Source organism: Streptomyces sp. NPDC107654 (genome assembly GCF_055639035.1).
In genome coordinates, this window is record NZ_JBVKBI010000012.1 from 171269 (window position 1) to 184575 (window position 13307).

The 13307-nt window shown below is 70.9% G+C and carries 11 protein-coding genes and 1 tRNA gene; 10 read left to right on the top strand and 2 right to left on the bottom strand.

All coding sequences use genetic code 11. From position 1 onward, the window contains the following. The first annotated feature begins 446 nt into the window (after positions 1-446). The 7 genes from ACZ7N4_RS22500 (at position 447) to ACZ7N4_RS22530 (ending at position 7732) form a co-directional block, all read left to right on the top strand. Positions 447-1730, top strand: a complete 1284-nt coding sequence (locus tag ACZ7N4_RS22500) for an ABC transporter substrate-binding protein (protein WP_471360336.1) — start codon at positions 447-449, stop codon at positions 1728-1730. Then, entirely contained in the window at positions 1730-2701 is a 972-nt protein-coding gene (locus ACZ7N4_RS22505; protein ID WP_471360339.1) for a carbohydrate ABC transporter permease, read from the top strand. The genes ACZ7N4_RS22500 and ACZ7N4_RS22505 overlap by 1 nt, the downstream gene beginning before the upstream one ends. Beyond that, a complete protein-coding gene (locus ACZ7N4_RS22510) occupies positions 2698-3567 on the top strand; it encodes a carbohydrate ABC transporter permease (RefSeq protein WP_471360341.1) in 870 nt (289 codons plus the stop codon). Before ACZ7N4_RS22505 ends, ACZ7N4_RS22510 begins: the two co-directional genes overlap by 4 nt. 4 nt (positions 3568-3571) lie before the next feature. Next, positions 3572-4162, top strand: coding sequence for a hypothetical protein (locus ACZ7N4_RS22515; protein WP_471360344.1), 591 nt, complete (start codon positions 3572-3574; stop codon positions 4160-4162). 136 nt (positions 4163-4298) lie between these two features. Further along, complete coding sequence (locus ACZ7N4_RS22520) at positions 4299-7037, top strand: exo-rhamnogalacturonan lyase family protein (protein ID WP_471360347.1); 2739 nt, start codon at positions 4299-4301, stop codon at positions 7035-7037. A 137-nt stretch (positions 7038-7174) separates the two neighbouring features. Further along, positions 7175-7621, top strand: coding sequence for an SRPBCC family protein (locus ACZ7N4_RS22525; protein WP_471360350.1), 447 nt, complete (start codon positions 7175-7177; stop codon positions 7619-7621). 39 nt (positions 7622-7660) lie between these two features. Continuing rightward, positions 7661-7732 (top strand) — tRNA-Val (locus ACZ7N4_RS22530). Positions 7733-7788: 56 nt separating this feature from the next. Here ACZ7N4_RS22530 and ACZ7N4_RS22535 read toward each other — a convergent pair. Beyond that, positions 7789-8514, bottom strand: coding sequence for an exonuclease domain-containing protein (locus ACZ7N4_RS22535; RefSeq protein WP_471360353.1), 726 nt, complete (start codon positions 8512-8514; stop codon positions 7789-7791). A gap of 168 nt (positions 8515-8682) precedes the next feature. On the opposite strand from ACZ7N4_RS22535, the gene ACZ7N4_RS22540 reads away from it, so the two are divergent. From ACZ7N4_RS22540 to thrS, 3 genes are all read left to right on the top strand, one after another. Continuing rightward, positions 8683-9249, top strand: a complete 567-nt coding sequence (locus tag ACZ7N4_RS22540) for a DUF4365 domain-containing protein (RefSeq protein ID WP_471360356.1) — start codon at positions 8683-8685, stop codon at positions 9247-9249. Further along, positions 9246-10463: a hypothetical protein gene (locus ACZ7N4_RS22545; protein WP_471360359.1), complete on the top strand. Its 1218-nt coding sequence runs from the start codon at positions 9246-9248 to the stop codon at positions 10461-10463. The genes ACZ7N4_RS22540 and ACZ7N4_RS22545 overlap by 4 nt, the downstream gene beginning before the upstream one ends. A 114-nt stretch (positions 10464-10577) precedes the next feature. Continuing rightward, positions 10578-12554 (top strand): threonine--tRNA ligase, encoded by a 1977-nt coding sequence (thrS, locus tag ACZ7N4_RS22550; RefSeq protein WP_471360362.1) that lies wholly within the window; start codon positions 10578-10580, stop codon positions 12552-12554. A gap of 37 nt (positions 12555-12591) precedes the next feature. Here thrS and ACZ7N4_RS22555 read toward each other — a convergent pair whose 3' ends face one another. Further along, entirely contained in the window at positions 12592-13266 is a 675-nt protein-coding gene (locus tag ACZ7N4_RS22555; RefSeq protein ID WP_471360364.1) for a potassium channel family protein, read from the bottom strand. Positions 13267-13307 lie beyond the last annotated feature (41 nt).

Consider the following 13307-nt stretch of genomic DNA (forward strand, 5'->3'; position numbering starts at 1 on the left):
CCCACCCCCCTGCCTGACGTCCCTGCCACGATGAGCCCGCCTGGCTGAGCGTTTCTGCCCCACCGAACCGCCCCCCTGCCCGGCACCCACCCCACCGAACCGCCCCCCCTGCCCGACACCCCACCCCACCGAACCCATCCGCCCCCGCTCGCCCCACCGGCCAAGCTCCCTCCCAGCCCGGCGAACGGTCCGGCGGCCCGGCCACGCCCCCTCCCAGCCCGGCGAACGGTCCGGCGGCCCGGCCACGCCCCCTCCCAGCCGGGCGAACGGCCGGCGGGCCGGGGGTGTCTGCCCGTACCCTCGGCAAGGCCCCCGCGCGCCGCCTCGCGGGAAAATCCTGTCCGAATCATTGACGCACCCCGGGCCCCTCCGTACCTTGTGCCAGCAAGCGCTTACTTGAAACGATTCATCTAGCGCGGCGACGAGCTGCGGGGAGGGGCCCGACTGTGGGATCCAGGAATCTTGACAGGCGTACGATCCTGAAGGCGGCCGGGGCCTCGGCGGCCACGCTCGGGCTCGCGGCGGCGACCGGTTGCGGGGGTGAAAGCGGTTCCGGAAACGGGACGGTGACGATCCGTTACTCGTGGTGGGGTGCAGAGGAGCGGGCCAAGAAGATCAACCAGTCCATTGCGCTCTTCGAGGAGAAGCACCCCAAGATCAAGGTCAAAACGGACTTCCAGACGTATCAATCGTTCTGGGAGAAGTTCCAGACCCAGGCCGCCGGCGGAAATCCCCCGGACGTTTTCCAAAACGCCGTCACTTTCCTGCGGAAGTACGACAAGCGAGGAATTCTCCTCGATCTGAAGTCACAGGTGCAGGCCGGCAATCTGAGCCTCGATCATTTCCGCGAGCGCGTCACGAAGGTCGGCGAGGTCGACGGCAGGCAGCTCGGCGTTCCGGTCGGCTCCAACACGATGGCACTCGTGATCGACGAGAAGGTCTTCCGGAAGGCGGGCGTCGAGCCGCGGCCGGGCTGGACCTGGGACGAGTACTTCAAGGCCCTGAAGACCATCCACGACAGGACGAAGGTCCCCGGGGACACCGGCTACTTCACCATCATGTACCTGTACGACCTCTACCTGCGGCAGAACGGCAAGGCGTTCTTCACCGACGACGGACTCGGCTTCGACAAGGCCGATCTGACGGAGTGGTGGAACGACGGCTACCACCGGGTCAGGGCCGGCATCGTCACCGACCCGAAGGTCGTCTCCCAGGACTACCCCAAGTCCTCCCTCTCCGCCGGGCACGGTGCCTCGGAGTTCACCTGGGACAACTTCACCGTCCGCTACACGACGGAGGGCGACAGCCAGTACGGTCTCGTGCCGGTCCCCACCACGGACGGCGAGCACACCGGTCAGTACCTCGCCTCCCTGATGCTCAGCGCCTCCGCCCGCACCTCGCATCCCGGGGAAGTCGCGCAGTTCATCGACTTCATGGTCCACGACCCCCGGGTCGGCAGGATCATGGGCTACGACCGGGGCATCCTCGCGAGCACCGAGCAGTACGAGGCCTACCAGCCGACCGACGCCATTAACAAGGAGATCGCGCGGTACGAGGAGGACACCGCCAAGTCCGGAGTCCTCGGCACGATCACCCCGCACCCCTCCGGTGCCGACACCGTCGAGGCCGCCTTCCTGCGCATCGGCGGCGACCTCGGACAGGGCAAGACGAGGGTCCCGGACGCGGTGAAGCAGTTTTTCACCGAGGCCGAGGCCGCCTTCCAGGCCTGATGGGAACAGCCGTGACGCTCGTCAAGGACTCCGTGCCCGCGGCCCGCGCGGCCCGCTCGGCCGCCACCGCGAGGACGGGGCGGCCGGGCCGGCGGCGGGAGAACCTCGCCGGCTACCTGTTCATGTCCCCGTGGATCGCCGGCTTCCTGCTGCTGACCGCGGGCCCGATGGCCGCCTCGCTGTACTTCGCGTTCACCGACTACAACCTCTTCGACACCCCCGAGTGGATCGGGTTCGACAACTTCACCAGGATGTTCGACGACCCGCGCTGGCGGAAGTCGGTGGAGGTGACGGCCAAGTACGTCGTCATCGGCACCCCGCTGAAGCTGCTGCTGGCCCTGGGCGTCGCCCTGCTCCTCGCGCAGAGCCGCCGCGGCCAGGCCTTCTACCGGGCCGCCTTCTACGCTCCCTCGCTCATCGGCGCGAGCGTCTCGGTCGGCTTTGTATGGCGGTCGCTCTTCTCCGACGACGCCGTCGTGGACCGTACGCAGAGCTTCCTCGGCTTCCACGTCGGCGGCTGGGTCGGCAACGCCGACTGGGTGTTGTACTGCCTGGTCGCGCTGACCGTCTGGCAGTTCGGCGCACCGATGGTCATCTTCCTGGCGGGGCTCAAGCAGGTGCCGAGGGAACTGTACGAGGCGGCCGAGATGGACGGCGCCGGCCCCTTCCGGAGGTTCTGGAACATCACCCTGCCGATGATCTCCCCGGTCCTCTTCTTCAACGTGCTGCTGGAGACCATCCACTCCTTCCAGATCTTCGGCTCGGCCTACGTCGTCTCCAACGCCTCCTGCGGACCGGCCGACGCCACCCTCGTCTACACCTGCTACCTCTACCAGCAGGGCTTCAGGAACGCCCAGATGGGCTTCGCCTCCGCGATGGCCTGGATGCTGCTGCTCGCCGTGGCCCTGGTGACGGCCGTCCTCTTCTGGTCCCAGAAGAAGTGGGTGCACTACGAGGAGGGCGCCCGATGAGTTCCCCGAGTCCCCTCACCAACCTCGGCCGCAGGCGCACCGGCTCCCTCGCCTGGCACCTGGGCGCCCTGCTCGTCCTGGCCGTCATCCTCTACCCGGTCGTCTGGGTGATCGGCGCCTCCTTCAAGCCGAGCAAGGACATCATCAACAGCCTCACGCTGTTCCCGCCCCACCCGATCCTGTCCAACTTCGAGGGCCTCGCCGACGGCATGGCGGACATCGGCATCCGGACGTTCTTCCAGAACTCCCTCCTCTACGCGGCCGGCGCGGTCGCCGGCGTCCTGGTCTCCTGCTCGCTCACCGCGTACGCCTTCGCGCGCATCCGGTTCGCCGGGCGCAACCTGCTGTTCTCCCTCATGATCGGCACGCTCCTGCTGCCGTACCACGTGCTGCTGATCCCGCAGTACGTGATGTTCCAGAAGCTGGAGCTGGTCAACACCTACGTCCCGCTGCTGATCGGCAAGTACCTCGCCACCGAGGCCTTCTTCGTCTTCCTCATGGTGCAGTTCATGCGGAACCTGCCCCGGGAGCTGGACGAGGCCGCTCGCCTCGACGGCTGCGGACACCCGCGGATCTACTGGTCGATCGTGCTGCCGCTGTGCCGGCCCGCGCTCATCACCAGCGCCATCTTCACCTTCATCAACGCCTGGAACGACTTCATGGGCCCGCTGATCTATCTGAACGAGCCCGGCAAGTACACCGTCTCGCTGGGCCTGATGATGTTCCGCGACTCCGACGGCGTGGCCGCGAACTACGGCGGCATGATCGCGATGTCGCTGGTCGCGCTGCTGCCCGTGCTGCTGTTCTTCCTCGCCTTCCAGCGCCATCTCATCGACGGCATGGCGACCTCCGGACTGAAGGGCTGAAGCCATGGCCGAAGCACGGGTGAGGCCGCGCGGGGAGTCACCGCTCGCGGAACGTTTCGGGATCTTCGCCGAGTCTCTGCTGACCGGGGTGTGGATCGCGGTCGCCTCCCTCGGGGTCGTCACCTATCCGGCCGCGTTCGCCGCCGGTGCCCGGCACCTGCGCCGGCGCGCGGCCCATCAGGGCGGCGGCGGGCGGGAGTTCGCCGCCGACTTCCGCTCCGCCCTGCGCGGGGGCTGGGCGGTCGGGGCCGCCGGGTGGGGCGCCGTGGGACTCGCCTGGGTGGACGTCCAGGCGGTGCGAGCGGGGCTGCCCGGCGGGCCGCCGGCCGGGGCCGTAGGACTGTTCGCGCTGATCGCGCTCGCCGTGGCCGGGCTGCGGGCGGCGGCGGTCTGGGCGCCGGGGGAGCGGTGGCGGGTGCTGCTCGCCGGCGCGGCCCGCCGTACGGTCGGGGACCCCGCCGGGTCCTTCCTGCTCGTCGGCGGAGCCGTGCTGACCTGCTGTTCCGCCCTGCTCATCGCCCCGCTGGCGGTCCCCGTGTCGGGGGCCGTCGCCGCCGCGGCCGTCGCCGTCGAGGAGCGGTGCCGGCGCCGCTGACCCGCGGTGCCCGTCGCGCCTCGTCGCACCGGAGGCAGGGCGGCCTGCCCGTCACCCCGGGAGCGGCGCCCGAGCGCCACCCCTCGCCTGTCATGCCCCTGACCAGTGCACCCGTAGGAAGGAAGGCCGCACCCCCATGTCTCCCATCCCCCGCAGATCCCTCCTCAAGACCGCCGCCGTCGCCGGAGCCGCCGCCCGGTTCAGCTGGGCCCTGGGCGCCGGGAGCGCGCAGGCGGCGCCCGGAGCAGCCGCCGACGGTGCCGGCCCGGTGACCCTGGACTGGCTGGAGGACGGCGGTCTCGGCGCCGCCCCCGGAACCACCGTCGGCGTGCCCTGGCCGATGGGCACCCACCAGGAGGGCCGGACCTTCGCCGTCACCGACGCCGACGGCAAGGACGTCCCCGTCCAGACCTGGCCGCTGGCCTACTGGCCCGACGGCTCCCTCAAGTGGACCGCCCACGCCGTCAGCTCCGGAACCGGCAGGCTCACCCTCACGACGGGCACCCCCGCCGAACCCCCGAAGAAGGTGACCGTCGACAGGAGCGGCGGCACCATCGACGTCTCCACCGGCGTCCTCACCGCGAAGATCGGCAAGAGCGGCTCCACGATCGTCAAGTCCGTCACCCGCGGCTCCACCGAGATCGCCCGGAACGGCAGACTCGTCCTCATCCGCCAGCCCGAGATCGAGGACGAGGACCAGGGCACGGTCAGGACCGAGCGGTTCGACGGGGCGATCTCCGAGGTCACCGTCGAACAGGACGGTCCCGTCCGCGCCGTCGTCCGCGTCGACGGCAAGCACCGCAAGGGCGACCGCGGCTGGCTGCCGTTCTCCCTGCGCCTGTACTTCCACGCCGGCTCCGACTCCTTCCGCATGGTGCACACCATCACCTACGACGGCACCCAGGAACCCGGCAAGGCCTCCGGCGACTTCGTCCGCGGTCTCGGCGTCCGCTTCACCGTGCCCCTGCGCGACGCGGCCTACGACCGGCACATCCGCCTCGGCGGCGAGGGCACCGGCCTGCTCCGCGAGGCCGTCCAGGGCATCACCGGCCTGCGCCGCGACCCCGGCGCCGCCGTCCAGGCCGCACAGTACGAGGGGGAGAAGCTGCCCGTCCCCGCCACCTGGGACCAGCGGGTGACGGCACGGCTGCGGTACATCCCGCACTGGGGCGACTACACCCTCGCCCAGCTCTCCGCCGACGGCTTCACCGTCCGCAAGCGCACCAGGAAGGGCCATGGCTGGATCACCGCCGGCGGCGGCCGCCGGGCATCCGGATTCGGTTACGTCGGCGGCGCGAGCGGCGGCCTCTCCTTCGGCCTGCGCGGCTTCTGGGAGAAGTTCCCCGCCCAGCTCGACGTCCGCGACGCCCACACCGACGAGGCCACCGTCACCCTCTGGCTGTGGTCGCCCGAGGCCCAGCCCATGGACCTGCGCTTCTACCACGACGGCATGGGCCAGGACACCTACGCCGAACAGCTCGAAGGCCTCAACATCACCTACGAGGACTACGAGCCCGGCTTCGGAACCCCGTACGGCATCGCCCGCACCTCCGAACTCCTCTTCTGGGCCAACGACTCCACCCCCGCCGCCGAGACCCTCGCCCGGCAGGCCGAAGCCGTACGCGTCCTGCCCCAGCTCGCCGCCCCGCCGAGGCAGCTCATCGAGGCCAAGGTCTTCGGCCCCGGCCTGTACTCCGAACCCGACCGCTCCACCCCCGCCAAGGCGAAGATCGAGGACCACCTCGACTTCCTCTTCACCTACTACCGGGAGCAGGTGGAGACGCGCCGCTGGTACGGCTTCTGGGACTACGGCGACATCATGCACACCTACGACGCCGCCCGGCACGTGTGGCGGTACGACATCGGCGGCTACGCCTGGGACAACTCCGAACTCTCACCCGACCTCTGGCTCTGGTACGCCTACCTGCGCTCCGGCCGGTCCGACATCTTCCGCTTCGCCGAGGCGATGACCCGGCACACCGGCGAGGTCGACGTCTACCACCTCGGCACGTGGGCGGGCCTCGGCACCCGGCACGGCGTCCAGCACCACGCCGACAGCGCCAAGCAGCAGCGCATCGCCAACACCACGTACCGGCGCTTCTACTACTTCCTCACCGCCGACGAACGCGTCGGCGACCTCATGCACGCCAACGTCGACTCCGACGAGACCTTCCTCGTCCTCGACCCGCAGCGCAAGGTCCGCACCGACCCCTACACCCCCGACCGGCACGCCCTCTCGATCGGCTTCGGCACCGACTGGAGCGGCCTCGTCTCGGCCTGGCTCACCGAGTGGGAACGCAAGGGCCCCCAGTGGGAGAAGGCCAAGGCCCGCGTCCTGTCCACGATGGAGGGCATCGCCGCCCAGCCCAACGGCTTCGTCCAGGGCAGCGGCCTGTACGACCTCGACACCGGCGAGTTCGCCGTCGCCGGCAAGCCCGCGGTCTCCGTCTCCCACCTGTCGGCCGTCTTCGGCCTGAACGAGCTGTGCGCGGAACTGATCCACCTCGTCGACCTGCCGGAGTTCAAGGAGGCCTACCTGGACTACTGCCGCTACTTCAACGCCACCAAGGCCGAGCAGAAGGCCCGCTACGGCTCCGACTTCGGCACCCTGCTGCTCTTCCAGGGCCACTCCCGCCTCGACGCCTACGCCGCCGTACAGACCGGGGACGCCGCCCTCGCCAAGCGTGCCTGGGCCAGGTTCCACGGTTCCGACGGCTACACCGAGTCCTCCCCCTGGAAGACCGAGAAGCTCACCGGACCGGCCACCCTGGTCGCCGGCAGCGAGGCGGCCTGGGTGTCCACGAACGACACCGCGCTCTACGGCCTCGCCGCGATCGAGAACCTGGCCCTCCTCGGCGACCGCATGCCGGCCTGACCGGGACTCCTGGCCGGGACTGGGGAGCGCCGCTGCACGGGCGGCGGCGCTCGCGCCCCCAGTGTGACGCCGGCCACGAACCGCCGCATGAGTACGCGTACTCAGATGTGTGCACCGGTTCGCGCCACACTCGTCCCATGGACTGGAACCACTACCGCTTCCGCAGCCTGTGGCCCCTGCCCGCCCCGCCGGCCGTCGTCTTCGCGGCGCTGGAGCGGGCCGAGGACTACCCTCGCTGGTGGCCGCAGGTGCGGGCGGTGGCCCGCCGGGACGACGGCACCGGCCTGATCACCATCCGGTCCGCGCTGCCGTACAGCCTCACCTCCGGCGTGCGGGAGATCCGCAGGGACCCGGCCGCCGGCGTCCTGGAGGTCACCCTGTCCGGTGACCTCGACGGCTGGGCCCGCTGGACGGTCGTCCCCGGCGGCCCCGGCACCCTCGCCCGGTACGACCAGGACGTCCGCGTACGCAAGCCGCTGCTCAGGTGGCTCGCCGTACCCGGACGGCCGCTCTTCCGCCTCAACCACCGTCTGATGATGCGGGCCGGCCGGCGCGGACTGCTGCGCCGACTGGAAGCGGTTTGAAGGAACCCCGGCGGGACCTGTATTGTTCAGTGCGTTCCCGGGCGATTAGCTCAGTGGGAGAGCGCTTCGTTCACACCGAAGAGGTCACTGGTTCGAACCCAGTATCGCCCACCGGGAAAGGCCGGTCCGCAGCAGCGGACCGGCCTTCTTCATGCCACCGGGGGGCGTCACGCGGCCGCCGGCAGCTCCGGCCTGAGCGGCCACTCCGTGCTGACGATCTCCTCCGAACCGCTGCGCGCGAACCACGCCTGCAGCCCCCGCGCCTGCGCCGCGTGCCAGTTCGTCTGCAGCGTGTGCAGCTCGGCCGGTGACAGCCGCTCCAACCGGGTCGCGAAACGGCGGCCCACGGCCCGTACGACCTCCAGCGCCGCCAGCGCGTCCGCCGCCGCGTCATGCGCGTCCTGGAGCGTCACCTCGTAGTGCGCGCACAGGTCCGTCAGCGTCCGCCGTCCCTTGCGGTACCGGTCCAGATGCTTGTCCAGCACCCGCGGATCCAGCACCCGCAGCGGCACCGACTGGAACCAGCGGTCCAGCGCCGACGCCCGGTGCCGGCGCAACTCCCGGTCCAGCAGCGTCAGGTCGAACGGCGCGTTCATCACCACCAGTGGCCGACCCAGCGCCGCGTGCTCCGCCAGCTGCTCCGCTATCTCGTACATCACCGGAGCCGGCCAGCGCCCGTTGCGCTGCAGGTGCTCCTCCGTCAGCCCGTGCACCGACGTCGCCGCCTCCGGCACCGGCACGCCCGGATTCACCAGCCAGCGGGAGACCCGGGGCCGGGTCCCCGGCGCGTCCTGGACGACGACGGCGGCCGACACGATCCGGTCGGTCTCGACGTCCACGCCCGTCGTCTCCGTGTCGAAGGCGGCCAGCGGCCCCTCGTACCAGGTCGTCATCCCAACCCAACTCCTCGTTTCCCAACGGCACATGACGATCCGTCTTCTGCCCGTTTGGTGATACCCGGGCCGTTTGCGCCGTACGCCGGGAGGAGACAACAGGAATACGGGTCTTTGCAGTTCAGCGACCCGCAGCGGGGAAAACCCTGACTGGGAAGGCTGTTGGCCATGGCCATTGCGCAGCCCGAGCGCGGCGGGCTGCTGCCCCAAGGCCCGGGCACCCTACGCGGCACGCTCGCCACCACCGCCTGCATGGAGACACTGCAGGTCGGCTACCTCCACGCGGTCGCCGCCGCGGCCGGCTGCTCGCTGTCCCAGCCCTTCCCGGACAACGGCATCGACTGGCACGTCAGCCACAGCGCGCCCGGACACACCGTCGACGACGAGGTGACCATCAAGGTGCAGCTCAAGGCCACCTACCAGATCGCCCCCAACCCACCGGGGCCCTTCTTCTCCTTCACCCTCGACAACGACCACCTGCGCAAGCTCGCCCGCACCCCCGTCTCGGTCCACAAGATCCTCGTCGTCATGCTCGTGCCGCGCGCCCAGGACGACTGGCTGCGCGCCGGCCACGACCGCCTCGACCTCAGGCACTGCTGCTACTGGACCAACCTCGCCGGCCACCCCGTCACCGGCCGGCACCGGACCACCGTGCGGATACCGACCTCGCGCATCTTCGACGACCGGGCCCTCTGCGAGATCATGACGCGGGTCGGGACGGGAGGCAGACCATGAGGAACCGTCCCCACGAGGAGCCGGTACGGCAGCTCCGGCCGTACCCCGGCGACCTCCCCTGGAACCGGCCCCCGCGGCCGGCCGACGTCGACCCCGCCGTCCTCGGTGCCCTGCTGCACCGCCACGGCTGGCAGCGGCGCGGCGGAGCACCCGGGCGCTACGGCCGCTGGACCCCGCCCGGCCCCGGCGGTGCCGGAACCAGCCTCCTCGTCCCCGAGAGCCGCGCCTTCCCCGACAGCGACGACCTGCTCGGCGAGGCGCTCGACGCCCTCACCCGCGACCCCGCACCCTCCGCACGCGAGGTACTGATCTCCCTCGCCGTCCCCAGCGACGAGATCCGGTGGTGGCGCGACACCCCCGCCGGACCCGCCGGCGCCGCCCCCTGGGGCGCCGACGACCAGCTGCGCGGCGCCGCGCGCCAGACCCTCCTCGCCGCCGCCCTCGCCACCCGCGCGCGTGCCGGCTACCACGGCGCCCGCCACCGCCGCCCCGCCGCCGCGCTCCTGGCCGACGTCCTCGTCGGCCCCGCCGCCGAGGGCCACACCCTCACCGCCTTCGCGCCCGTGCCCACCCACCGCCCCCTCGCCGTCCGTCTCCACCAGGCCCTGCACGCCGCCCGCGAGGCCATCGACTACCGGCGCGCCACCGGCGGCATGGACGCCTTCGACGGCGCCGTCGAGGCCGGCGTCAGCCGCGAGCTGACGGAGGCGCTCAGCGCCCTCGTCCGCGGCACCGAGGGCGCCCGCGTCGCGGTCGCCTGGGCACCCGGCGCCGGCACCCCCGACGGCTGCGCCCCCTCCGCCGAACCCGTCGAGTTCTCACCCGGCGACCTGCCCGTCCTCCGCGAGGCCGCCGCCCGCTACCTCCGCGCCGAACCCTCGGTCCCGGTCCGCGTCACCGGCGCCGTCGTCCGCATGCGCCGCTCCGGACCCGGCGGCGCGGGCACCGTACGCCTGCGCGTCCTCGCCGGCGCCGACGTCCCGCACCTGCGCGTCACCCTGGACGAGGAGGACTACCGCATCGCCGGCCACGCCCACCTCGTCGGACTCCCCGTCCGCCTGAACGGCCGGCTGGAGCGCCGGGGCGGCTTCCGCAGGCTCACCGGCGCCTGCGGAGTCGTCCCCGTCCAGGTGGACGAGGGGGAGCGGGACCGGCTGCTGAAATCCCTGCAGGAGAACCTCGATTTCTTCGAGGAGGCGGCCGGGGACGCGTGAGGGAGGGGCGACCGAGGGTGACCGTTTCGCGGTCGGTGCCGTCGGGTCGGTACGATCGCCTGTGCGCGCGCTCCTGGTATGGCGCCGCACCCCACCTTCAGTCAGGAGAGACCGGTGTCAGACGTCCGTGTGATCATCCAACGCGATTCCGAGCGGGAAGAACGCGTGGTGACGACGGGCACTACGGCCGCCGACCTCTTCGCGGGCGAGCGCTCGATCATCGCCGCGCGCGTGGGGGGCGAGCTGAAGGACCTCACCTACGCACTGTCCGACGGCGACGAGGTCGAGGGCGTCGAGATCGCGTCCGAGGACGGCCTGAACATCCTGCGCCACTCCACCGCGCACGTCATGGCGCAGGCCGTGCAGGAACTCTTCCCCGAGGCCAAGCTGGGCATCGGCCCGCCCGTCAAGGACGGCTTCTACTACGACTTCGACGTCGAGAAGCCGTTCACGCCCGAGGATCTCAAGGCCATCGAGAAGAAGATGCAGGAGATCCAGAAGCGCGGGCAGAGGTTCGCCCGCCGCGTCGTCACCGACGAGGCCGCCCGCGAGGAGCTGGCCGACGAGCCCTACAAGCTGGAGCTGATCGGCCTCAAGGGCTCCGCCTCCAGCGACGACGGCGCGGACGTCGAGGTCGGCGCCGGCGAGCTGACGATCTACGACAACCTGGACGCCAAGACCGGCGAGCTGTGCTGGAAGGACCTGTGCCGCGGTCCGCACCTGCCCTCCACCCGCCTCATCCCGGCGTTCAAGCTGATGCGCAACGCCGCCGCCTACTGGCGCGGCAGCGAGAAGAACCCGATGCTCCAGCGTATCTACGGCACCGCCTGGCCGTCGAAGGACGAGCTGAAGGCGTACCTGGACTTCCTCGCCGAGGCCGAGAAGCGCGACCACCGCAAGCTCGGCAGCGAGCTGGACCTCTTCTCCATCCCCGAGCAGATCGGCTCCGGCCTGGCCGTCTTCCACCCCAGGGGCGGCATCGTCCGCCGGGTCATGGAGGACTACTCGCGCCGCCGCCACGAGGAAGAGGGCTACGAGTTCGTCTACACCCCGCACGCGACGAAGGGGAAGCTCTTCGAGACGTCCGGGCACCTGGACTGGTACGCCGAGGGCATGTACCCGCCCATGCAGCTCGACGAGGGCGTGGACTACTACCTCAAGCCCATGAACTGCCCGATGCACAACCTGATCTTCGACGCGCGTGGCCGTTCGTACCGCGAACTGCCGCTGCGCCTCTTCGAGTTCGGGACCGTGTACCGGTACGAGAAGTCGGGCGTCGTGCACGGTCTGACCCGAGCGCGGGGCTTCACGCAGGACGACGCGCACATCTACTGCACCCTTGAGCAGATGTCCGAGGAGCTGGACAAGACGCTCACCTTCGTCCTCGGCCTGCTGCGGGACTACGGTCTGACCGACTTCTACCTGGAACTGTCGACCAAGGACCCGGAGAAGTTCGTCGGCTCCGACGAGGTCTGGGAGGAGGCGACCGAGACGCTGCGCCAGGTCGCCGAGAAGCAGGGTCTGCCCCTCGTGCCCGACCCGGGCGGCGCCGCCTTCTACGGCCCGAAGATCTCCGTCCAGGCCAAGGACGCGATCGGCCGGACCTGGCAGATGTCGACCATCCAGCTCGACTTCAACCTGCCCGAGCGGTTCAACCTGGAGTACACGGGCCCGGACGGCTCCAAGCAGCGTCCGGTCATGATCCACCGTGCGCTGTTCGGCTCCATCGAGCGGTTCTTCGCCGTCCTGCTGGAGCACTACGCGGGCGCCTTCCCGGCGTGGCTGGCCCCCGTCCAGGCGCTCGGCATCCCGATCGGCGACGCGCACGTGGAGTACCTGGGGAAGTTCGCGGCGGCGGCCCGGAGGAAGGGCCTGCGCGTCGAGGTGGACTCCTCCTCGGACCGGATGCAGAAGAAAATCCGCAACGCCCAGAAGCAGAAGGTGCCCTTCATGGTCATCGCGGGCGACGAGGACATGTCGAACGGCTCGGTGTCGTTCCGCTACCGCGACGGCTCGCAGGAGAACGGCATCCCCTTCGACGAGGCCATCGCCAAGATCGCGCGGATCGTGGAGGAGCGGACCCAGGTCTGAACCGCCTGAACCGCCTGTACCGCGAAGGCCCCCTGGATCACCGTCCCGGGGGCCTTTCCCCGTCCTCGTCCCCCTCTCGTGAGAACCGTCGCAGCATCAGCGACGAGAACGACCCCGTCACCGCGCCCAGCAGTGCCACGCCGCAGGCCATGAGCCCGACGGCGAGGGTGCGGCCCCAGGGGGTGACCGGGGCGACGTCGCCGTAGCCGACGGTCGCCAGGGTGGAGCAGGCCCACCACACCGAGTCGCCGAAGCTGCGGATCGTGGCGTGCGGGGCGCCGCGTTCCTGCTGGTACACCGCCAGCGCGCCGGAGAAGGCGAGCAGCAGCGCGGACAGGCCGGCGTAGAGCACCACGCGCGCGTGCAGGGTGAGACGGGGCCGGCCGTGCCGCCGCTGGACCACGTCGTAGAGCCGTACGATGCGCAGCGGCCACAGCAGGGGCAACAGCATGACGAGTGTGTCCAGCCAGTGGCGGGCGACGAAGCCGGGTCCGCGGCCGCTGAGCCGCCAGTGCACCGCGTAGTCGATGACGAAGACGGCCCAGGCGGCACCGGTGACGGCCCGCAGGACGTCGTGTGCGGGCGGGGGCAGGCCCGGCGCGAGCACGTGCGTCGCGTAGCCGGCGAGGTAGAGCAGCGACGCGACGCCGAGGGGCAGGGCGGCGCGCCCCTGCCAGCGTTCCCAGAGCCGTGTGCGGCTGTCGGCGTCCACCGGCCAAGCTTGGCCGGAGAATACCGGCGGGCAGCCCCGGC

Bases quoted from the DNA above. Each gene is read 5' to 3' on its own strand.
- ACZ7N4_RS22505 (WP_471360339.1), top strand. From the start codon at position 1,730: ATGGGAACAGCCGTGACGCTCGTCAAGGACTCCGTGCCCGCGGCCCGC.
- ACZ7N4_RS22510 (WP_471360341.1), top strand. From the start codon at position 2,698: ATGAGTTCCCCGAGTCCCCTCACCAACCTCGGCCGCAGGCGCACCGGC.
- ACZ7N4_RS22515 (WP_471360344.1), top strand. From the start codon at position 3,572: ATGGCCGAAGCACGGGTGAGGCCGCGCGGGGAGTCACCGCTCGCGGAA.
- ACZ7N4_RS22520 (WP_471360347.1), top strand. From the start codon at position 4,299: ATGTCTCCCATCCCCCGCAGATCCCTCCTCAAGACCGCCGCCGTCGCC.
- ACZ7N4_RS22525 (WP_471360350.1), top strand. From the start codon at position 7,175: ATGGACTGGAACCACTACCGCTTCCGCAGCCTGTGGCCCCTGCCCGCC.
- ACZ7N4_RS22535 (WP_471360353.1), bottom strand. From the start codon at position 8,514: ATGACGACCTGGTACGAGGGGCCGCTGGCCGCCTTCGACACGGAGACG.
- ACZ7N4_RS22540 (WP_471360356.1), top strand. From the start codon at position 8,683: ATGGCCATTGCGCAGCCCGAGCGCGGCGGGCTGCTGCCCCAAGGCCCG.
- ACZ7N4_RS22545 (WP_471360359.1), top strand. From the start codon at position 9,246: ATGAGGAACCGTCCCCACGAGGAGCCGGTACGGCAGCTCCGGCCGTAC.